The organism is Cellulophaga baltica, from assembly GCF_018861125.1.
Taxonomy (GTDB): Bacteria; Bacteroidota; Bacteroidia; order Flavobacteriales; family Flavobacteriaceae; genus Cellulophaga; species Cellulophaga baltica_A.
In genome coordinates, this window is the sequence record NZ_JAHKQN010000019.1 from 179,928 (window position 1) to 203,495 (window position 23,568).

The following is a 23,568-nucleotide window of genomic DNA, read 5'->3' on the forward strand; positions in this document are numbered from 1 at the left end:
TAAATAACCATTTTTAAGAATAAATAACAGTTATGAATAAATTCTTTTCTTTTTTAATTATTGTAATATTCCTTTCTTCTTGTGGATCTAAGAAAGATGTAGTTTACTTTCAAGATTCTCCAGATTTTGAAACAATTGTGAATGAAAGCAAAAATGTTAATAAATTTAAAGTCGATGATGTTGTCGAAATTAATGTTTCAACATTAAACGATTTAGCAAGTAAGCCATTTAATTTGTACAAAGGTTCAGAAACTGTAGGTACAAGGCCTGAACAGTTAGATTATATTATAGATAACCAAGGAAATATTGATTTTCCAGTTTTAGGAGCAGTTAATATTGTTGGCTTAACTTCAGAAGAAGCTAAAATTAAAATTAAAACTCTATTAGAAGAATATATAAAAGATCCAATTGTAAACATCAGGTTAAAAAATTTCACAGTTACAATATTAGGCGAGGTTTCTAGACCAGGAACTTATCCAGTTAATGGAGAGCAAATCACAGTACTAGAAGCTTTAGGTTTAGCTGGTGATATGACTATAAAAGGTAAGAGAGAAAATGTTTTAGTTATTAGAGAATTTCAAGGCACTAAAGTTTCTACTCGTATTAATTTATTATCTAAAGATTTTTTAAACTCTCCTGTTTATTATCTAACTCAAAATGATGTAATTTATGTTGAACCAAACAAGTCTGCAATAACTTCAGCACAGTTAGATAATAGAGCGAGCATAGCTATATCAATAGCTTCGGTTTTAATTACTTCAACTGTATTGATATTAGTGAATTAATTAATTTGTTTTTTTACTTTAATTTCAAATACTTTTCTAAAGTACCTAGTGAAGTGTAATTATAATTTTTTTAATAAATAATTCAGATGATTAATAATGAATTAAAAGAATCAATTTCATTATATTTAAAATATTGGAAATGGTTTTTGTTGTCAATGATTATTACAATGATTATTGCAATAATTTATTTAAGGTATGCTCAAGAAGAATATGCAGTAGCTGCTAAAATCCAATTAATCGAGGATAAAGGTTCCAGTTCGGGTGGAATGGATGTATTCCAAGATTTGGGCATGTTTTCAGGAGGTAATACAAATGTTATAGATGAAATTAATGTAATTGGATCTAGAGCAAATTTCTTTGAAGTTTTTGAAGAGCTAAAGCTTAATACTAAAATTTATTCAGAAGGTAGAATACGTGATACAGAGTTATATTCTAAGCCTCCTTTAAAATTTACTTTTATAGGTGAAGATTCGCTTATGTTTAAAAAAGATTTAACAATCTATTTAAATATAAAATCTGGAACTGATTTTACATACACTTTTGATGAAGATTTACCTAATAAAAAATCTTCTTTTGGAAAAACTATTAAATCTGAAGTTGGAGATATAGTTGTTACTCCAAATGAAGAAATTTTTAAAAGTTATATAGGAAAACCTTTAAGAATTGAAATTGTGCCATCTGAACTATTGTATTTAAGTTATAATTCAAAAGTTTCAATTACTCCAGATAGTGAAAATTCTGAAATAATTAATTTTTCTTTAAAAGATCCTGTTCAAGAAAAAGGTAGAAATATTTTAAATAAATTAATTGAAGTTTATAATAGAAATGGAATAGAAGAAAAGAAAACTATTGCGGATAAGACTTCAAATTTTATCAATGACCGAATTACAAAAATTGGAGAAGAATTAAGTGGAGTTGATGAAACTGCCGAAAATTTTAAGTCAGAAAGAGGTTTAACTGATATTTCTTCTGAAGCAAATATTAATTTGAATATTGGTGCAGCAAATCAACAAGAGTTAATGAATGCTAATACACAATATCAAATTGCTTCATCAATGAAAGATTTGGTAGATACCCAAAATGGATATGAAGTGTTACCATCAAACTTGGGCTTGTCTGATCCTTCCATTGCAAGTACGACTGCAAAGTATAATGAATTAGTGTTAGAGAGAAATCGACTTTTGAAGAGTTCTACAGAAAAAAGTCCAATAATTCAAAATTTAGATCAAGAGCTTTCAAGCTTAAAAACGAGCATGAAAAGTAGTTTAAGTAGCGTTACTAATAATTTGGGGCTACAAGTTAATAGTTTGAGTAACCAAAGATCTAAAATTAATTCTAAAATTTATTCAGCGCCTAAAAATGAAAGGTTGTTAAGAGATATTACAAGACAGCAACAAACATCAGAGGCCTTATATCTATATTTATTACAAAAAAGAGAAGAGGCTCAAATAACTTTTGCTTCATCAGAACCAAATTCAAAAGTTATTGATGCAGCATATAATAATGGAATTTTTCCAGTATCTCCGAAAAATAAAATTATTTATTTAGCTAGTTTGATAATAGGTTTTATTATCCCATTTTCATTTATCTATTTAAAAGATTTATTGGATAATAAAATTTCAAATAAAACAAGTTTAGAAGGTATTCTTAAAAATACCCCTGTTTTAGCCGAACTTCCAAAATTATCTAAGAAAAACTCTAAAATGGTGCTTAAAGATGATAGATCTGTTTTAGCAGAGTCTTTAAGAATTTTAAGGACCAATTTAGATTACTTAATGAAATCTAAAAAAACACCCGGAAAAAATAATATTATTTATGTAACATCAAGTGTATCTGGTGAAGGAAAAACCTTTTTGTCTTCCAACTTGTCAATGATATTATCAAATACAGGAAAAAAAGTATTGCTTATTGGAGCTGATATTAGAAACCCTAAGATATACTCATTTTTCGATGATAAAAACTCTAAAATTGATAGTTTGAATAAAACTAATCAAAGAGGAGAATTAGGACTTACAGAATATTTATACGATAAAAACATTTCAACTAGTGATATTGTTAAACCATTATTAGTACATGATAATACTATTGATGTTATTTATTCAGGTAAAATTCCGCCTAACCCTGCGGAATTATTAATGAGTGAACGTTTAAAAGAACTTATGGGTGAAGTTTCTGAAACGTATGATTATGTAATTGTCGATACAGCACCTCTAATGGTAGTGTCTGATACATTAACAATTAGTCAATACGCAGATCATATTATTTACGTGACTAGAGCAGGTGTGACTGAAATTGATGTTATTAATTTCCCTATGAAATTACAAGAAGAAGGAAAACTTCACAATTTATCGTTTGTTGTAAATGACGTTAAAGAAAGTAATTTAGGTTATGGTGGTAAGTACGGCTATGGTTATGGGAAAACCATGAAAAAATGGTGGAAGTTCTAAATAATGAAATAAAAAAAAGCTGTATGAAAATCATACAGCTTTTTTTATTAATAAAAGTTATAAATATTTTTTTCTATAATAGGTTCAATTTGATCTGCAATTTTTGTTGTAATCTTAATGCCTTTTAAGGCATTTAATTGTCTCATATTATGGATGTCAGAACCCACAAAATCATACATGCCTTTATCTAAAAGTTTCAAAGCGCATTTATTTGTTTCTTTACCGTAATATTCGCCTAAGGATAGTAGGTTTAATTGAAACATAATTCCATTTTTTTTATAAGTTGCATATTTACTGCTATTATGTAAATAACCATACCTTTCCGGGTGTGCTAATATTGGAAATAAATTTTTACTTCCAATATTATTTATTGCATTATTAAAGTTTATTGAAGGCTGTAAATATGACATCTCAACCAGTAAATATTTCTTTCTTAAGGGCAGAATTTTTGACTCATTTAATATCAAATCAAAATTAGCATCAATCATATGCTCAGCGGCATAATCTAAATAAGTTTTGCTAAGGTCTTTGTGCTGTTTTAATTCATTTTTTAAAGCTGTGAAAGCTTCATGAATGGTTTCTGGAGTATTTGGGTAATAATTATCCATTACATGCGGTGTAGCTATGAAATTAGTAACACCAAATTCTGAAAACTCTTTAATTAACTGGATTGATTCATCAACGGTTTTGGCGCCATCATCAATACCTGGTAATATATGATTATGAATATCAACTAAGTTTTTTAGATAATCAATTAAGAATTTTTTTTTATTAAAAATATTAAACATGTAATTTAATTTTTAAGCAAAAATACCTTATAAATAGTTTTAGTAGCATTATTTTTGCACAAAAAAATAACGTGATTATAGATTATATTATTGCAATGCTTTGGAGTATTTCTCCTTTCGGGGAAGCCAAAGTAGGAATACCTTATGGCATGCTTAGGGGGCTAAATATTTATATCGTATTTGTCATTTGTTTAATTTCAAATGTAATGGTTTTTCCTCTAATGATGTTTTTTTTAGATAAAGTAAACCATTATTTCTTAAAATGGAATTTTTATAAAAAGTCAGCTATTTATGTGGCTCGAAAAGCAAAAGTGGGTTCAGGTGATAAAATTAAAAAATACGGTTTTTGGGGCTTAATATTTTTTGTAATGCTTCCTGTTCCAGGTACAGGTGTTTATGCAGGTAGTATAGCTACTTACTTATTTAAAATGGATACTAAAAAAGCTTTTCTAGCAAATACAATAGGTATATTTTTCTCTTCCGCAATTGTTTGGGGTACAACATACCTTACAATTAAAGGTTCATCGTAAATCTTTTTTAAATCATAAAAACAATTCTATCTTTGTTCTGTGAAAAAAATGTTAATCATAATAATTTGTGTAAGCTGCTTTAAGCCAGCATTTCCTTTTTTGGAATATGCATTTAATTATGATTATATTGCCAATGAATTATGTGTTAATAAAGACAATTTAGCATTAAACTGTAATGGTAAATGTTATTTAATGTCTAAGCTAGCTGAAGAATCAGAAAAAAAACAGTCTGATAAAAGAACACCTATAGAAAGTTCATTTTCATTTTTTTACTTTAGTGAAATTGAAGATGTTTTTTCTCCAATAATTTTTGATTTTAAAACATTGAATAATTTTTTATTCAATAAAGATTCTTATTCTTTTAATTTTCAAGAAGAGTTAATAAAACCACCAATTTCTTAAATTTTTAAAAATAAAATTATTTAACGTCTTGTTTCCAAATATTACTAAAAACAAGGTTATTAATTTATGCTATACTTTTTTTAAAGTATGGTCAATTAACTTATTTAAAAATTTAAAAAAATAAAGTCATGTTTTAATTAAAACATGATAAGTTAACTCTTTTTAATAATGAAAAATTTCAAAATCGCCTTAATGGCAATATTTTCAACTATAATAATTTCTTGTGATAATAATGATGACGATACTTCATCACTAACAGGAACAGGAACTGTTTCAGTAACTTTTGATAATGGTTACGATGGTAACGACTTAATTTTAGATGTAGAAAATAGCGAAAATGAAAACGATGAAAGCTTAACAGTTAGCCGTTTTAGTTACATAGTTAGTAATTTTAGTCTAATTGATGAAGAAGGAAATGAATATATTTTTCCTAAAGACGACAGCTATTTTATTATCAATCAAGAAGAAGGTCTAGAAGATGTTGAATTAAGTGATATTCCAGCAGGAACATATACTACACTTAAATTTGGTGTTGGTGTAGATGATGAAAAATACCAAGAAGGTGGCGAGATACAAGAAGAGTTTTGGGAACTTGCTGAAGCTAATAATTTAACTTGGTCTTGGACTGCTGGTTATAAATATATTAATTACGAAGGTACATTTACTTCAGAAACTATAACTGAAGCTACTGATTACACTATTCATTTAGGTAGACTAGGAGATCAAGTAAATTATGAAGAAGTTACTTTAAATTTAGATACAAACATTACAGTTAGTGATGAAATGGATTCTAATATTCATTTAGAAGTTGATGCTTCAAAAATATTAACTGCAGTAACTAGTATTGAACTTACTGAAAAAGCAACTTTAATGACCGATGCAGAAAAAGCTCCTTTAATTGCTGAAAATGCTTCAGAAATGTTTGTTGTTGATCACGTTCATAACGGTAGTGGTCACTAAATTAATCATTTTTTTATCATAAATAATCTGTCAGTAAAATTTTAAATACTGGCAGATTAAACTATGTATGTATGAAAAATATACTGATTATAATTGGGCTGTTTTTTCTAGTTGCTTGTAATGATGATAGCGATTATGTTGAAGTAAATGAAGTATTAACACTAGAAATACCATCAAATTTTCCTGAGTTAGCTTACGATATAGAGTCAAATCCACCAACAGAAGTAGGCTTTGAGCTCGGTAGAAAGCTTTTTTACGATGGTAATCTATCTAGTAATGGTTTTGTTTCATGTGGCTTTTGTCATGAACAAAATACCGCGTTTACACATCATGGTCATCAATTTAGTCATGGCGTAGATGATCAAGAGGGGACAAGAAATACACCTTCAATACAAAATGTAGCTTTTAAGACTAAGTTTACTTGGGATGGCGCAACTGAGTTTTTAGATCTTTTTCCTATTATTCCTATTACTAATGAGGTTGAGATGGGGGAGACTATGACGAACGTTCTAGCTAAAATTGAAGCAGATAGTGAATATCAAGACTTATTTAGCAGAGCTTTTGATGATGGAGAGGTAAATTTAGATAATTTTTTAAAATCGCTTTCTCAATTTATGGTAATGATGATTTCTTCAAACTCAAAATATGATAAATATGTAAGGGGAGAAGAAGGAGGTGATTTTTCTGATTTAGAAGTAGAAGGACTAGCACTTTTTCAGAACAAATGTGCTAACTGCCACGTTTCTGATATTTTTACTGACGATGCATTTAGAAATAATGGTTTGGCACCTGATCCTTCATTAAATGATTTGGGTAGAGAAACCGTAACAGGTTTGGCAACCGATAGGTATAAGTTCAAAGTGCCTAGCTTAAGAAATGTAGAATTGACAGAACCTTATATGCATGATGGTCGTTTTGGTTCTCTTGAAGCTGTCTTAAATTTTTATTCAGACGGAGTTACAGCATCTGATACACTTGATGAATTATTAATTAATGACGAAGTATTAGGTATAGCGTTGACTGAGGATGAAAAAGAGGCAATTATTGCTTTTCTGTATACACTGACAGATGATGAATATATTAATGATGAAAGATTTGAAGAATTTTAATAAGAAAATACTCGTTTTAATAATAATGTTGCTAGGCTTTGCAGTGGTAAAAGCTAATGATAAGCAATTTAACACTATTCCAGAACCTTGTGAAAACCATTACCATATACTTGGTTTTGATGATGATTTTTGTGATACCTGTGGTTGCGGTAGTAGTGGGGGAAGTATGGGTTATGGTACAGGGTTAAATGATAATTTTATAGGTATTAGATATATCCACCAACAATATAGATCTAGAGATGGAATTTTTAATGATTCACCTTGGATTAAAGAAAATTTTAATACTATTCAAGCTTGGGGTAATATTCCTGTTTCAGATAGATTATTAATTAATACTATTGTACCCTTTCAATTTCATAACCGTATTTTTCCTGACAATACAGAACAGCATATTTCAGGTTTAGGTGATGTAAGTATTCTAGCTTTTTATAATGTTTTAAAAGTAAAGCCTGATAGTATTGTAAGTATTAAACCAGAACATTATTTGCAAATTGGTGGCGGTTTAAAATTACCTACAGGTTCTTATGATCAAGAAAATAATGAAGGTAGTGTTAATCCAAGTTTCCAATTAGGTAATGGAAGTTTAGATTATGTTTTAGGGCTAAATTATGGTTTTTCTTACCGGAATTGGGGTATTAGTACCATGTTAAATTATGCAATTAAAACTGAAAACCCTGATAATTACCAATTCGGGAATCAATTTAATTACAGTATAAATGCATATAAAACTTATTATTTATCTAACAGTTTTAGTGTAACACCAATTGCTGGTTTAGCAGGTGAAGTCTATGGCGAAAATCAAGAATATAATTTACCCGTAGCTGATACTAAAGGCGATTTATTTTTAGGCAAATTAAGTTTAGAGGCCTCGCTTAATAATTATTCGTTAGGTGTAGTTGCTATGGCTCCTATATCACAAAACCTAAACGGTAATAAGGTTGAACTTAAGAACAGAACATCTATTTATTTGAATATTAATTTTTAATGTAATTAATATTTTGTGCGGTGTACATTGGGGGATGTACATCGCTTTTTTTCTATTTTAGGATTTATTTTAATAGGGTAATTCTTCCAAATTACAATTATAATGGTTAGTTATTTGTTTGTATATCAATGTATTGTGTTTTTGTTAACAAATTTTTAATGAATACTATTTGTGTGTGTTATTCTCTTAATATAATTTCGTGGTCGTATTATTAAAGGAATTTATGAAATATTTCTATCCTCTGTTTATATTTTTGTTTTGTAGCTATGGTCAGATAGTTGCAAATTCAAATGATATAAATACATCAGAAGATACACTACAAAAATATTCAGATTCAAATTTAATTTTAGAAAATCAGTTTCAAGAAAGCGCTGCTGTTTTTTCCAGTCAAATTAACTCTCCTTTTGAAAAACATTTTTATACAGAGGTTTCTGATTCGGAAGAAGAAGAACACGTAAAAACAGTTTTTTTTAAAAGAAAAGTAATAGGGAGTAACTATTTTTTCTCTTTATTTTTTAATGCTACTCAATTTAGTTTTTTTCATAAAACTTCAAGTAGAGATTACCAAAGTAATAATTTTATCAATGCCAAAGCCTATAACACACTCTACGTGTTATTTAGGGTTTTTAGAATTTGATTTTCTTCATTTTATAAGGTATACCATACCTAAATTTTAAGTTTTTTCTTTTCGATAAGAAATAAGATGTTTTGTCTTATAATTATTGATTTAGAACAAAACTCCCCACACTTATTTCAAATTAATTAATAAAAATATTGCGTTTTAAAACCATAATTATGATAAAGAAATTTTTCATTTTAATGACTTTTTGTGCCCTAATTGTACAAACTAGTTGCGGAGAAAAAAAAGAAAAGAAAGAAGAGGAAGCTGAGTTTTTAGTTTCGTCACCAATAAAAATGGATACTTCAATAACTGAAGATTATGTGAGTCAGATAAAATCTATTAGACATATTGAAATTAGAGCTCAAGAAAGAGGATATCTAAAAAAGATTTATGTAGATGAAGGTGAGCATGTAAAACAAGGTCAGTTGCTATTTCAAATTATGCCAAACTTATACGAGGCTGAAATGAAAAAAGCAAAAGCCGAAGCTGATTATGCCCAAATTGAATATGAAAACACCAAAAAATTAGCTGATAGCAATGTAGTAGCACCTAATGAGTTAGCAATGGCAAAGGCTCAGTTAGAAAAAGCAAATGCAGAATTAGCATTAGCTAATGTGCATTTAGATTTCACACAAATTAGAGCTCCTTTCGATGGAATTATTGACCGTTTTTTGGTACGACCAGGAAGTTTAGTAGATGAAGGAGAATTACTTACAAACCTAGCAGATAATAGCAAAATGTGGGTGTATTTTAATGTTCCTGAGGCTGAATATTTAGACTTTAAAATTCACATGGATAGTGAAGATGATCGTAAGGTTAATTTGTTAATGGCTAATAATCAATTATTTAGCCATGAAGGAAAAATAGAAACAATTGAAGCTGATTTTAATAATGAAACAGGTAATATCCCATTTAGAGCTACTTTTCCTAACCCTGAAGGATTACTAAGACACGGAGAAACTGGTAGTATTTTAATGAAAATGCCTTTCAACAAAGCATTGCTAATTCCTCAAAAAGCAACTTTTGAAGTTTTAGATAAAAAATATGTTTATGTAGTTAATAATGAAAATATAATACAATCAAGAGAAGTAGTTATTGGGTCCGAGTTACCACATTTATATGCGATAACATCAGGACTTTCAGAGGATGATAAAATACTAATTGAAGGTTTAGGATTAGTACGAGAAAATGAAGAAATACATTCAGAATTTGTAAAACCTGAAGAAGTATTAGCTCATTTAGAATTAACTGCAGAGTAATAAAAAAATATATAAAATGTTTAACAAATTTATACGTAGGCCAGTCTTTGCCATTGTAATATCAATCATTATAGTTTTTATAGGGTTGTTATCAGTAAAGCAATTGCCTATTTCACAATTCCCCCAAATTGCGCCCACTACGGTAAATATATTTATTGCGTATCCTGGTGCAAGTGCAGATGTATTGGTAAAATCAACATTAGTTACGCTTGAAAACTCTATTAACGGTGTTCAAGATATGCGTTACGTGGCAACTGATGCAACCAGTGCAGGTGAAGCAACTTTAAGAGTTATTTTTGAACCGGGCACAGATCCAAATGAAGCTGTAATTCGAGTAAAAACAAGGGTAGATCAAGTTATGCCACTATTACCTGAATTAGTACAGCGAGAAGGTGTAATTATAACACCAGTGCAACCAAGTATGTTAATGTATGTGAACCTATACTCTAAGAGTAAGAGTATGGATGAAAAGTTCTTGTATAACTACGCCAATGTTAAAATGATTCCTGAAATCAACAGGATTAAAGGGGTTGCTAGATCACAAATTTTAGGTAGCCGTAGGTATGCAATGCGTATTTGGTTAAAACCAGACAGAATGCGTGCATACAATATATCTGTTGAAGAAGTAATGGAAGCTCTTGAAGAGCAAAGTATTGTTGGTCGTCCGGGTAGAATAGGTCGAAGCTCAGGTATTCAAGCGCAATCATTAGAATATGTACTTACCTATAAGGGTAGGTATAATGAGCCAGAACAGTATGACAATGTAATTATTAGAGCAAATTCCGAAGGTGAAAGTATTCGTTTAAAAGATATTGCAACAGCAGAATTAGGAAGTGAGTTTTTTGATATTTATTCCAATTTAGATGGGCATCCTTCTGCCGCAATTGTATTAAAACAAAACTACGGTAGTAATGCGAGTGATGTAATTGATTCTGTAAAAGATCAATTAGAGGAAATGAAAAAAAGTTTCCCTCCAGGAATGGATTATAAAATATCTTATGATGTTTCTAAATTCTTAGACGCTTCAATTCAACAAGTAATACACACCTTGCGTGATGCTTTCTTGTTGGTAGCAATAGTTGTATTTGTATTTTTAGGAGATTGGCGTTCAACCTTAATTCCAATCCTAGCGGTTCCTGTTTCTTTAATCGGAGCATTCTTCGTCATAAGTATGTTCGGACTTTCCATTAACATGATAACATTGTTCGCCTTAGTACTTGCTATTGGTATTGTGGTCGATGATGCTATTGTGGTAGTAGAGGCCGTACACGCCAAGTTTGAAGAAGATCCGAATATAACACCATACAAAGCAGTACAAAAAGTATTGGGTGAAATTAGTGGCGCAATTATAGCAATTACAGCAGTAATGGTTTCAGTATTCTTACCAATTTCATTCATGTCTGGTCCTGTAGGTACTTTTTATCGTCAGTTCTCAATTACAATGGCAAGTTCAATTGTAATATCTGCTTTAATTGCGTTAACCTTAACACCAGTTTTATGTGCCATGTTATTAAAAAATCATCATGGTAAAGAGCATAAATCTAATGCGTTAACTAGAGCTTTTGATAAATTTAATCAAGTTTTTGATAGGTTAACAGGTAAGTATGTTGGCATCTTAAAAAGAATAGTAAGTAGAAGATGGTTAACTTTCGGAATTTTAATTGCCTTCTGTGTTGGTATTCTCTTTGAAAGTGAAGTGTTACCATCAGGGTTTATTCCTAATGAAGATCAAGGTACTATTTACGCGATTATTCAAACACCACCAGGTGCTACTTTAGAAAGAACAAATGAGGTATCTCAAAAACTTCAGAAAATTTGTGAAGAGATTGATGGAGTTGAATCTGTTTCATCATTAGCAGGTTATGAAATTATGACGGAAGGTCGTGGTTCTAACGCAGGTACATGTATGATTAACTTAAAATCATGGTCTGATCGTGAACATACCGTAACTGAAATAATGGAAGAGTTGGAAGAAAAATCTGAAGGACTAGGAGCTGTAATTGAATTTTTTGAACCGCCTGCTATTCCTGGGTTTGGTTCTTCTGGTGGTTTCTCTATGCGTTTGTTAGATAAAACAACAACAACAGATTATCAGGCTTTTGATAAAATCAATAAAAAGTTTATGGATGATTTAAGAAAGCGAGAAGAAATTACTGGGTTGTTTACCTTTTTCGCCGCAAATTATCCGCAATATGAGCTTGAAATTAATAACGATTTAGCCATGCAAAAAGGCGTTTCTGTTGGTAAAGCTATGGAAAACCTAAATATTTTGATTGGTAGTACGTATGAACAAGGTTTTGTTAAGTTCGGTCGTTTCTTTAAAGTTTACGTACAATCAGATCCTAAATATAGAAGATTGCCTTCTGATGTTTTAAAAATGTATGTGAAGAATGATCAAGATGAAATGGTACCTTATTCTGCATTTATGACCTTGAAAAAAACACAAGGGCCAAATGAGGTAACCCGTTACAATATGTATAATTCTGCATCTATTCGTGGATTACCTGCACCAGGTTATACAACTGCCGATGCAATTCAAGCTATTAGAGAAGTCGCAGCTGAAAACTTACCAAAAGATTATGATATTGCATGGGAAGGTCTTTCTTATGATGAATCTAATAGAGGTAACGAATCACTATATATATTCTTAGTAGTACTGGTGTTTGTTTACTTTGTATTAGCAGCACAATATGAAAGTTTTATAATTCCGTTAGCTGTAATATTCTCATTACCTGTGGGTGTATTTGGTTCGTTCTTTTTACTAAAAACAATGGGATTGCAGAATGATATTTATGCGCAAATTGGTTTAATAATGTTGGTTGGTTTATTAGGTAAAAATGCTGTGTTGATTGTGGAGTTTGCTGTTTTAAAAAGGCATGAAGGCGCCACCATACTTGATGCAGCTATTGAAGGTGCAAAAGTGCGTTTTAGACCTATTTTAATGACGTCATTTGCTTTTATTGCTGGTTTAATACCTTTAATTATAGCGACAGGTGCAGGTGCAATTGCCAATAGAACTATTGGAGCTTCAGCTTTAGGTGGTATGGTTTTCGGTACCATTTTCGGTGTAGTTATAGTTCCAGGCTTGTATTTTATTTTTGGAAGTTTAGCAGATGGAAGAAAATTAATTAGAGATGAAGAGGATACTTCTTTATCAGACGATTTTGTACATCAAGTAGATGATTTTAATGAGTATAAAGAAAATCAACAGAAAACAGAAGATGAAAAAAAATAAACATATAATAATTGTTTTGGTACTGTTAAGTTTCGCAGCTTGTAAAACGCCCACTTTGGTTAAAAAGGAAGTGAATACAGCAGTGCCAGATAGTTTTAACGGAGTAAAAGATTCAGTAAGTAGTGCATCATTAAATTGGAAAGAATACTTTATTGACCCTAAGTTAAATGCATTAATTGATACTGCTTTAGCTAATAATCAAGAACTAAACATCACAATGCAAGAAATTGAAATTGCAAAGAATGAAGTTCGTGATAAGAAAGGGGAATATTTACCTTCGGTAGGTATTGCTGCTGGGGCAGGAGTAGATAAAGTTTCTCGTTATACAACTGCTGGAGCAAGTGAAGCTACAACGGATATTGTACCTGGTAGAGAAACACCAGAAAACGTGCAAGATTACTACGTTGGCTTATATGCTACTTGGGAACTAGATATTTGGAAAAAACTAAGAAACAGCAAAAAAGCTGCAGTTTCAAGGTATTTATCAAGTATTGAAGGTAAAAACTTTATGGTAACAAGTTTAATTAGCGAGATAGCAAATTCATATTATGAGTTGTTGGCTTTAGATAATGAGATGAGGATTATTACAAACAATATTGAAATTCAAAGTAATGCTTTGCGTATTGTGAAAATTCAAAAACAAGCAGCTCGTGTAACTGAATTAGCAGTTCGTAAATTTGAAGCTGAAGTGTTGAAAACAAAGAGTTTATTGTTTGATACCCAACAAGAAATTACTGAGACGGAAAATAAAATAAACTTTTTAGTAGGTAGGTTTCCACAACACATTGAAAGAAGTTCTGATGAGTTTTTTGATTTAGTACCTAATTCAATTAAGAGTGGTATGCCATCACAGTTGTTGCAAAATCGGCCGGATATTAGAAAAGCAGAATTTGATCTTGCAGCATCAAAATTAGATGTGAAATCAGCAAAAGCAAGTTTTTATCCATCATTGGGTATTAGTGCAGGGTTTGGTTTAGAAGCTTTTGATACCAAGTATTTTTTAACCACTCCGGAATCATTATTGTATTCTTTAGCAGGTGATTTAACGGCTCCGTTAATTAATAAAAATGCAATTAAAGCGGCGTATTACAGTGCGAATTCAAAACAAATTCAAGCAGTGTATAATTATGAACGTGCTATTTTAAATGGGTATGTTGAAGTTGCTAATGAACTTTCAAATATTGATAACCTTAAAAAGAGTTATGAGTTAAGAGAGAAAGAAGTTGAAGCTTTAACAGAATCTATTAAAATATCAAATAGCTTGTTTAGAGCTGCAAGAGCAGATTATATGGAGGTGTTACTAACACAACGTGATGCTTTAGAAGCCAAATTTGAACTTGTAGAAACTAAAAAGAAACAAATGAACGCTATGGTAAATGTTTACCGAACATTAGGTGGCGGTTGGAATTAGATATAGTTTATTAAGTGTGTGAGTTAGACCCCGTTTTACAGCAATGTAAAATGGGGTCTTTTTTATTGTTCATTTATAATCATGAAGCAGTGTTTAACTCAAATGTGTTGATATTCAATTCTATCTCTTTTAATAAAATTAAAGCATCACTTAATTGTTTTTTAATAAAAGTATTATCATTAAATAGGTTTTGATAATACCCAATACCTTCTCTTAAATTATGTGCAAAAGTGAGTGCGTATTTCTCTTGTTTTTTTGATGTGGTAACTTCTAAGTCTTTGCAATAATTGTATAAGTACTCAATATAAATATTCAATTCTTTAATAAACATATTAGGTCTGTCAGTTCTTGAAATAACATTGGTTTTACCATATATGTGATTAATCATTGTGGCTAAATCTAAACTTTTGTCGTAGTATGCCATATTAGGACCAGGACAAACGGAAACACCAGAACCCTCAGTTTTAGTATCTAAACCATAGGCAATTAATGCCGATGTACCTAGACCAACACAAGTACATGATTTTTCAATTATTTTATTTAAATGATAAGCATGTTTTTCTTTGCTTAAATTTAAAGCTTCAAGTTCTTTAATTTTTAAGTGCTGATATTCTCTTGATGCTGTACATACGCCTGATGTTTTAAACTCTTTATTTAGCGCTACAAACTTTTTAGGGCAAGCACTACCAGGTCTTCCTTTGGCAATATTCTTAAATTTTTCATCATCTTTAGTATTACCTTTTAAATTATGAAACGGTATGCCCAAAGGCGAAATATTACTTAAGTATAAATCTTCTTCTTTAGCCTTTATTAGACTATCCAATGTTTTATTATCAACAGTAGTTGCTTCAGGAACCAATAGAAAAGGTGTTCCCCAGCCAACACTATCAACTTTGTAATAATCTAATAAAAAATTGTGTTCTTCAGCTGTACCAACACCACCTTGTGCTGTAATTTTAATAGGTAACGTAGTTTTAGGTAGTGCGATTTTTTTTTGTTCTAAAGCTTTGATAAATACTTGATGAGTAGTTTGTATTAGGTTCTCTTTCTCTGTTTTAAACTGTTCTAAAATAGGCCCCATTAAATAACCATCTGTAGCAAATGCATGTCCACCACAATTTAAACCAGATTCTATTCGGTATTCAGAAACCCACAATCCTTTTTTAGCTAAAAATTTACCCTGTATTAATGCAGAACGATAATCACTAACCTTTAAAACTATCTTCTTTTTAATGTAACCATACTCATCAGGGTAGAAATCTTTAAAATTCTCCATATAACTGTATAGTCTTGGATTCATACCTGCGGATAGAATAACAGAAGAACTCAATTTACTATTAGCAAAACCTCTTAATGCAGCATGTGCATCATTATAAGTAGATGGTAGTTTTTCTTTATTAGCATAGTTTTCCTTATCTACTTTGGTCATAATATTCACATCAATACTACCTAAATGAATATTTTCTTTTAGCCAATCTTTAATGTCTTCAAAACCTAAACCATCATTTATAAGTTTATTAAACTCTCTTTTTACACTCAAAGAATCTGGTAACATTGAGAAATATTTTACTATTTCAGAAGTTGCCGTAGTATTTTTGAGTTTTTCAATATTCTTATGTGCAAGATTATGAATAAGATCTAAATAGCTTGTAATTCTTTTGGCTCTAAAATCATCAATTTTTTCAGATATTTCGTCATAGGACTGCTCAAATTTTTGGCAGTACATTTTTCTTAATTTTTCAAGTAGAATATCATCTACTAATGAGATTACAGAATCAATACCAAAATGAGCAACTTTTAATGGAGAATCAATTGTAAAGCCTATTCCCATAACAGGAATATGAAATGAATGAATCTTTGTCATAATATTATTTTAATTAAACTGCGTAGCTATTTTATAGAAACACTAGTATTCGCAAATTTTTAAATAATACATGTATTAGAATATGATATTTGTCAGCTTCTAATAAAAATTTGTAACGTAATATTTTTCTTAAAAGAAATATTCACTAAAAATTTCATTTCTGACAGAAAGTTGTAAAAAATAGTTTTTCACTTTTTTTGTTCATTCACCTTTCGTTAAAAACCATTCACCGATTCCTGTTTTTTTACATTCAGCGATGAATGGTTAATTGCTTTGGGTTAACCGTAATTAGTGCGTTTAAATACCTTTTTATGAGGTTGAATTACATGGTTTTAGAATTGTAATAGATTGATATACAGTTTTTTACACTTTGACGAGTAAATGTGGTAGTACGTGTATTTTATTCTTACAAAAACTCTCGTTGGTTGTTCCTTTGCCATGAAATTAACCTACAGAAATATTTATAATTATGTTACGAGTTAAAATTTTATCACTTGCTTTTCTTTCTTTATTAGTGTCATTAACTTCATGTTCTTCAACATCTTTAGAAGAAGAAGTTGAACTTTATGAAAATGTTACAGTTTCTGCTAGTGTATCAAATATTGAAGAAGAAGTATTTACTTTAGTAAATGAGTATAGAGTTTCTCAAGGTTTAACTGAAGTTGAATTTAGTGCTGTTGCATATAATTATGCATTTGATCATAATGAATATATGATTTCAGAAGATGCTATAAGTCATGATAATTTTAATAAAAGATCTTCAGATTTAGCAGTTGAAGTTAGTGCGGATTTTGTTTCTGAAAACGTAGGTAGAAATTATGTAACAGCAAGTGGAATTGTAAATGCATGGATTAATAGTGATACTCATAGAGCTGTAATGGAAGGTGACTTTGACTTTGCAGGAATAAGTGTTGAAGAAGATGCTGATGGAGTTTTATATTTTACTCAATTATTTTTCAAATAGTTCAGTAAGTATTTTTGTAGCTTAAACTTCTCACTTCTCACTTCTCACTTCTCACTTCTCACTTCTCACTTCTCACTTCTCACTTCTCACTTCTTGTCATTTTATTCGTCTACAGATAAGTGTATTTCATCGAATATTATACGCATTTCATAGAAATATAAGAAAATATTGTTATAATTGTAATCCAAATCCTACAAATTAACCAAATTTTTAACCTATGATTAATTCACTTTTAAATAATAAGACCATTTTTGTCTTTGTTATTTCTTTAATTATAACAAATACAAATGTTTTTTCACAGAGTAGAACTTTTGCTAATATTGTGTCTAGTGAAAGTAATGTAGAAAATTCAAATAATAGTGTTGATGAAGATTTAATTACAAACGCAATTGTCAAAGCAAATTCTGGTTTAGCCCTTGGTTTGGGAGCATATTCAGGTCATTTAGAACTTCAATATCCAAGTATCGTTCAAGAAAATACAACTAGCTATATAAAATTAAATTCTGATGATGAATTACTTCAGTATTTATTAGGTGGTAACTTAGGTAATTTATTAGCAAATATAGGTGGAGTTGTTCTTTTAGGAAATCAAGAATTTATAGTAGAAGCAAAAAATGGAGATATAACAGTACTTCAAGGCAATTCAAATGATTCTAACAATTTTTCAACCAATAATTTAAGAACAGTTATTAATGAATTTGGAGATTACTTTTTAGCAATTACACCTTCTGTTGCTTATGACAATATTCGCCTTAGCAATAGTTTAGGTTCATTAGTTGGACTAAACAATAGTAAAGATTTATATGTTTATGGCAGTTATTATGGAAATGGGACCCTAAATTGTGGAACACCTTCATTCACCTCGTATGACGGTAATGGTTTAAATCTAGATTTATTAGGTATTGGTGGTGCTGGAGTTACAAATCCGGAATATGCAATTGATGATGATATTACTACGGCATCAAACTTAAGTTTAGGTATAATTTCAGTTTTGGGTGATATTGAGCAAACCTTCTATTTTGATAACGTGTCAAATGCAACTGATCAAGTTTATTTAACCTTAGGAATAGATCCATCTTTATTAGATCTAGGCTTATTAAGTAATATAAATGTCGAAACTTATAATGGTACTGATCAATTATATTCAGGAGACTTATCAACTTTAATTGATTTAGATCTCTTAGGTCTTTTAGAAACTGGAGATGCAACAACGATAGCTATAAATCCGCAAGGTAGTGTTGATAAAGTTACTATAAGCTTATCCTCATTACTGAATGTGTCTTTAATTCAAAGTATAAATATTTATGATATTTATACGGCTCCAGAAGCTCCTGTTTTAGATGCTTCAACAGAAAATGTTGCTATATGTATTAATAATACAGCTGATTTAATTGCGTATACAAAAGACAGTACCTCTGAGTTACGATGGTATGACGCAGAAACAGGCGGAAATTTATTAGCAACAGTTAATTCAGGCGACACCTTTACAACACCAATTTTAACTGCTACTCAAACTTATTACGTAGCAAGTGCTAGCACTGGTTGTACTTTAGAATCTTCAAGAGTAGCAGTAGAAGTTACTGTTGTAAAGACACCAACTGCGGATGATATTACGGTTACAGGTAATGAATTTGACCTTTGCTCTTCAAATGATGTTGTTTTATCTCCTTCTAGTGAAACAGAGGGTGAGTTTTCGTGGTATTTTGATCAAGATAAACTTATGGAAATTACTGACGGATTGGTTTCTGGTGATGTAACATATACTATTGATAATGATACAGGAACATTAACTATTACTGGGTTAAATGAGTTAAATAGTCCATATACATATTATACAAGTATAACAGAAAGTACTGCTGGTTGTGAAAACGAAGCAGGTGATTTAAAAGAGGTTACTGTAACAGTTGTAGATTCCTCTATGACTTCAATTATTAGTTTAGATGCAGGTACAGATATAATTGTACTTGATGAACTGATTAATTTTTTTAATGGAGATAATGATACAAATGTTTCTGGGTCTGTTTCGGGAGATGTAAACCCAGGAGATATCGTAAATGTTTTAATTAATGATGTAATTTATACAGGAGCTTTAGACACTAATTTAGAATTTGATATTGCTATTGATGGTATTGATTTAGCTTCAGATATGGATACTACACTTGATGTTTATGTTTCGGGTGCTTTTTGCTCTAATTCAGGAAATATTAATATTGATTTACCAGAGTTAATTGTAGATGATGTGTTGCAAGTATTCTGTGCCTCTGATACTCCAACTTTAGCAGATATAGTGATTGATGCAGACCTTTCTCTTTTTGATGATTTACTTTCAGGTATTGCTGTTGACTTAGATACACCTTTAGTTGATGGTGATGTGTATTTTGCAGGAATAGAGAATATTCCAACATCAATATTGGCAAGAGTAGCCGTTACAGTTAATATTATTTTAGTTGATGCACCTACAACCGATAGCATAGTTCAAGAATTTTGTGCAACTAGTTTATCTACAATTGGAGATATACAAGTGAATGAATCTGATATTGTTTTTTATGATAGTGAAACAGGTGGTTCAATATTAGATCCATCAAGTGAATTAGAAAATAGGACTTACTATGTTGCAAATGTAGAAGGAGAATGTGAAAGTACAGAAAGGTTAGCAATTACAGTAACTGTGGTTGATGGTGAATCTGCTACCATTTCAGGAACTATTGAAGAAGCTTGCATAGGAAGAGAGTATACTTACACAACTGAAGAAGATCGCGAAAACTATATTTGGACAGTTGAAGGAGGAATAATTATTGATGGTGGAACTACTGCCGATAATTCAATAATTATTACATGGAGTGAGTTAGAGAATTCTTCGGTTGGTGTAAGTTATGATAATACCTTGAGTTGTGGTTCTTCAATTACACAAGATATTGCCACTACTAGTTGTGGTGAAGTATTGGGTGAAGAATTTGGCTTATTAGTGTATAATGAGTTTACACCTAATAATGATGGCTTTAATGATTTCTTTGAAGTAGAAGGAATATTAACATATTCTTCATCTGTTCTTAAGGTTTATAATAGAAATGGAAATCTTGTTTTTCAAACTAGTAATTACCAAAACAATTGGAATGGAATTGCAAATGTGTCTGGAGTTTTAAGCTCAGGTGATGAGTTACCTTCAGGAACATATTACTATGTAATAAATATTCCAGAATTAGACAGAGATTTAATGGGGTGGTTACAATTAGTTAGATAACTAACCAAGCAATTTCAAATCAATTTAGTCCAAACCCAAACCCAAATCCAAACCCTCATGAAAATATTTAAAATAAATATAAACTTTCTGTTACTCTTTGTAGTATTATCAGGTTATATGACATATGGTCAGCAACCGCCACAGTATACTCAATACATGTATAATACTATGGTCTTAAATTCTGGTTATACAGGAACAAGTTCTAAAATAGAAGCATTATTATTACACAGGTCACAATGGGTGGGTATTGATGGGGCTCCTGAAAACCAATCTTTTTCAATACACGGTAAATTAAAAGAAAGAGTAGGGCTTGGTTTAAGTGTAACTAACGATAATTTAGGAGCATCAAATGCCGTAGAAATTAATGGTAATTTTGCGTATGAAATACGTACCGGTTATTATTCAAAACTTTCATTAGGACTTAATGCAGGTGTGAATATTTTGAATGTAGATTATTCAAAAGGTATTTACTCAAATGGTTTAGATCCTTTATTTCAAGAAAACTTAAACTCTACACGTCCAGTTTTTGGTTTAGGCGCTTTTTTCTATAACACAAATTGGTATGTAGGTTTATCTTCTCAAAACCTATTAAATTCTCAAATTTATAGTGATGATGAGATGGTTACCAATAGAAAAACACAATATTATTTAATGGGAGGTTATGTTTTTGAATTATCAGAAAATTTAAAGTTTAAACCAACAGTATTAGCTAAAGAAGTTGCTGGAGCACCATTGACTGTTGATGTTTCAGGAAATTTTTTAATAAAAGAAAAATTAAGTTTAGGTGTTGCTTATAGGTATGATGACGCAATTAGTGCTTTGGCTGGTTTTAGTATAACAGAACAATTTTTTATAGGTTATGCCTACGATTATACGGTTACAGAATTAAATGATTACAATAATGGTTCTCATGAAATTATTTTAAGATATAACATTTTTGATAAATACAAAAGAGCGCTGTCTCCAAGATTCTTTTAAAAAACAATAGCATGAAAAATATATATTTAATAGTACTTATTTTTTCTTCAACTATTGGGATGTCTCAAAGTAAAGAAGAGAGAGCAGATGCTAATTTTAAAGACTTTAAGTTTAGTGAAGCTATAAAATTGTATGAAAGTTTAGCATCGGATAAAAAGAAACCATCTTTGCACATTATAGAGCATTTGGCACATAGTTATTTTAACATAAATGATTATCATAATGCTAAAAAGTGGTATAGCAAATTGTACACAATTCAAGGTGAAAAAATAGAAGAAGGTAACCTTATTAAATTAGTACAATGTTTAAAAGCAGATTTAGATATTGAAGAGGCTGATAGGTTACTTAATGAGTATTATACAAAACCGCAAAAGCTAAAAATGATTTTGGCTCAAAAGGTTTATTTAGATAGTATATCAAAAGAAGAGCCTAAGTATACTATTAAGAATTTGTCTTTTAATAGTAAGAAGTCTGATTTTGCTCCGTACTTGTATACCAATGGTTTAGTTTTTGCCTCAGCAAGAGATACCATAAAATCAAACAAATTATACCCTTGGAATAAACAACCTTATCTTGATTTATATATTACAAATCCACATCAAGATGAATATGAACCAGAAAAGTTTTTGGAAAATTTAGAATCAGATTTTCATGACGCTACAATAGCTATGACTTGGGACGCAAAAACAGTTTATTTTACACGTAATTTTATAAAAAAAAATAAACTTACAGCAAATTCTGATGGGCTTTCAAACATGCAAATTTTAAAAGGTACTATAGTTGATAATGAATTGACTAATGTAACTTCATTAAGTTTTAATAGCAATGATTACTCATGTGGTCACCCAGCAATAACAGCTGATGGTAATTACATGTATTTTACATCTAACATGCCCGGCGGTTATGGTGATTCAGACATCTATATGGTAGAATTAAACTCTTCTGGTGATGCGGGAAAAGAGCCTGTTAATTTGGGGCCAATAATAAATACACGGGGTCGTGAAATGTTTCCTTATGTAGTAAATGATGTATTATATTTTTCTTCTGATGGACATTATGGTTTAGGCGGATTAGATGTTTTTGCTTCGGTAATTATGTCTGAAACAGAATATTCATTGCCGTTAAATAGGGGAGAACCCATAAATAGTAACATGGATGATTTCTCATATATTAGAGAAGTAGCTTCAAACAATGGGTATGTCGCTTCAAATAGAGCTGGTGGTGTTGGTGATGATGATATCTACTATTATGAGGGAATTAAACCTACAGATTGTTTAGAATACTCAGGTAATGTGTTTGATAAAAAAACAGGGGAGCCTTTGCGAGAAGCTACAGTTGAAATATACGACTCTGAAGAAGGCTTAGTTTTGGCTACTAAAACGGATATGTTGGGGTATTATAACTTTATACTCCCATGTAATACAACCAATAAATTAGTGTTTTCTAAGAAAAAATATTCAAAAAAATCAGTAGAAGTTTTTACAGACGAAAACCCGAAAGCTCCTTCTGAAAATAATAAAGTGTATTTAACTCCTTTTGAAAGTTTAGTCGTAAAAGATGATGGTGTAGAAAAAATTAAAGTAGAACCTATTTACTTTGATTATGATAAATTTGATATAACAACCAGAGCAGAAATTGAGTTAGAAAAAGTATTGTTTGTACTAAATGAATTTCCTGAAATAAAAATTAAAATAGAATCACATACAGATTCTCGAGGTAAAGATATATATAACTTAAAACTATCAGATAACAGAGCAAAGTCTACCAGAGCATATTTAATATCAAAAGGTATTGCTCCAGACAGAATAGAAAGTGCAAATGGTTATGGTGAATACCAATTAAAAAATGAATGTAGTAATGGTGTTCGTTGTACAGAACAAAAACATTTAATGAACAGAAGATCTGATTTTATTATTGTTTCAAAATAAAAAGTATAAGTGGTTATATTAAAAAAGAGCATCGTTTTAAATGATGCTCTTTTTTAATAA

General features: G+C 30.3%; 17 protein-coding genes. 15 read left to right on the forward strand and 2 right to left on the reverse strand.

Annotation, left to right across the window (positions count from 1 at the left end):
* Positions 1–32 precede the first annotated feature (32 nt).
* Both KO500_RS09925 and KO500_RS09930 read left to right on the forward strand, forming a co-directional pair.
* Positions 33–785 carry a polysaccharide biosynthesis/export family protein gene (locus tag KO500_RS09925; RefSeq protein ID WP_215956388.1) on the forward strand — a complete coding sequence of 251 codons (753 nt, stop codon included), beginning with the start codon at positions 33–35 and terminating at the stop codon, positions 783–785.
* Between the two features lie 86 nt (positions 786–871).
* On the forward strand, positions 872–3,232 hold the full coding sequence (locus tag KO500_RS09930; RefSeq protein WP_215956389.1) for a GumC family protein: 2,361 nt from the start codon (positions 872–874) through the stop codon (positions 3,230–3,232).
* A gap of 47 nt (positions 3,233–3,279) precedes the next feature.
* On the opposite strand, the gene KO500_RS09935 is transcribed toward KO500_RS09930, so the two are convergent.
* On the reverse strand, positions 3,280–4,020 hold the full coding sequence (locus KO500_RS09935) for a tyrosine-protein phosphatase (protein ID WP_215956390.1): 741 nt from the start codon (positions 4,018–4,020) through the stop codon (positions 3,280–3,282).
* 71 nt (positions 4,021–4,091) lie between these two features.
* On the opposite strand from KO500_RS09935, the gene KO500_RS09940 reads away from it, so the two are divergent.
* The 9 genes from KO500_RS09940 to KO500_RS09980 all read left to right on the forward strand — a co-directional run bounded on the left by KO500_RS09940 (position 4,092) and on the right by KO500_RS09980 (position 14,533).
* Positions 4,092–4,550 (forward strand): COG2426 family protein, encoded by a 459-nt coding sequence (locus tag KO500_RS09940; protein ID WP_215956391.1) that lies wholly within the window; start codon positions 4,092–4,094, stop codon positions 4,548–4,550.
* A gap of 192 nt (positions 4,551–4,742) precedes the next feature.
* On the forward strand, positions 4,743–4,952 hold the full coding sequence (locus tag KO500_RS09945; protein WP_215956392.1) for a hypothetical protein: 210 nt from the start codon (positions 4,743–4,745) through the stop codon (positions 4,950–4,952).
* Between the two features lie 168 nt (positions 4,953–5,120).
* Positions 5,121–5,912, forward strand: coding sequence for an MbnP family protein (locus KO500_RS09950; protein ID WP_215956393.1), 792 nt, complete (start codon positions 5,121–5,123; stop codon positions 5,910–5,912).
* A gap of 71 nt (positions 5,913–5,983) precedes the next feature.
* A complete protein-coding gene (locus KO500_RS09955; RefSeq protein ID WP_215956394.1) occupies positions 5,984–7,021 on the forward strand; it encodes a cytochrome-c peroxidase in 1,038 nt (345 codons plus the stop codon).
* Positions 6,981–8,006, forward strand: coding sequence for a transporter (locus tag KO500_RS09960; RefSeq protein WP_252732474.1), 1,026 nt, complete (start codon positions 6,981–6,983; stop codon positions 8,004–8,006). Before KO500_RS09955 ends, KO500_RS09960 begins: the two co-directional genes overlap by 41 nt.
* Before the next feature lie 223 nt (positions 8,007–8,229).
* Complete coding sequence (locus KO500_RS09965) at positions 8,230–8,643, forward strand: hypothetical protein (RefSeq protein ID WP_215956395.1); 414 nt, start codon at positions 8,230–8,232, stop codon at positions 8,641–8,643.
* A 158-nt stretch (positions 8,644–8,801) separates the two neighbouring features.
* Positions 8,802–9,887, forward strand: a complete 1,086-nt coding sequence (locus KO500_RS09970; RefSeq protein WP_252732475.1) for an efflux RND transporter periplasmic adaptor subunit — start codon at positions 8,802–8,804, stop codon at positions 9,885–9,887.
* A 16-nt stretch (positions 9,888–9,903) separates the two neighbouring features.
* A complete protein-coding gene (locus tag KO500_RS09975) occupies positions 9,904–13,122 on the forward strand; it encodes an efflux RND transporter permease subunit (protein ID WP_215956396.1) in 3,219 nt (1,072 codons plus the stop codon).
* On the forward strand, positions 13,109–14,533 hold the full coding sequence (locus KO500_RS09980; protein WP_215956397.1) for a TolC family protein: 1,425 nt from the start codon (positions 13,109–13,111) through the stop codon (positions 14,531–14,533). Before KO500_RS09975 ends, KO500_RS09980 begins: the two co-directional genes overlap by 14 nt.
* Before the next feature lie 79 nt (positions 14,534–14,612).
* Here KO500_RS09980 and KO500_RS09985 read toward each other — a convergent pair whose 3' ends face one another.
* Complete coding sequence (locus KO500_RS09985; protein WP_215956398.1) at positions 14,613–16,397, reverse strand: hypothetical protein; 1,785 nt, start codon at positions 16,395–16,397, stop codon at positions 14,613–14,615.
* Between the two features lie 469 nt (positions 16,398–16,866).
* Here KO500_RS09985 and KO500_RS09990 point away from each other — a divergent pair, with 469 nt between their 5' ends.
* The 4 genes from KO500_RS09990 (at position 16,867) to KO500_RS10005 (ending at position 23,508) form a co-directional block, all read left to right on the forward strand.
* Entirely contained in the window at positions 16,867–17,361 is a 495-nt protein-coding gene (locus KO500_RS09990; protein ID WP_215956399.1) for a CAP domain-containing protein, read from the forward strand.
* Between the two features lie 217 nt (positions 17,362–17,578).
* Positions 17,579–20,602 (forward strand): gliding motility-associated C-terminal domain-containing protein, encoded by a 3,024-nt coding sequence (locus KO500_RS09995; RefSeq protein WP_215956400.1) that lies wholly within the window; start codon positions 17,579–17,581, stop codon positions 20,600–20,602.
* A 57-nt stretch (positions 20,603–20,659) separates the two neighbouring features.
* A complete protein-coding gene (locus tag KO500_RS10000; RefSeq protein ID WP_215956401.1) occupies positions 20,660–21,580 on the forward strand; it encodes a PorP/SprF family type IX secretion system membrane protein in 921 nt (306 codons plus the stop codon).
* Between the two features lie 11 nt (positions 21,581–21,591).
* A complete protein-coding gene (locus tag KO500_RS10005; RefSeq protein ID WP_215956402.1) occupies positions 21,592–23,508 on the forward strand; it encodes an OmpA family protein in 1,917 nt (638 codons plus the stop codon).
* Positions 23,509–23,568 lie beyond the last annotated feature (60 nt).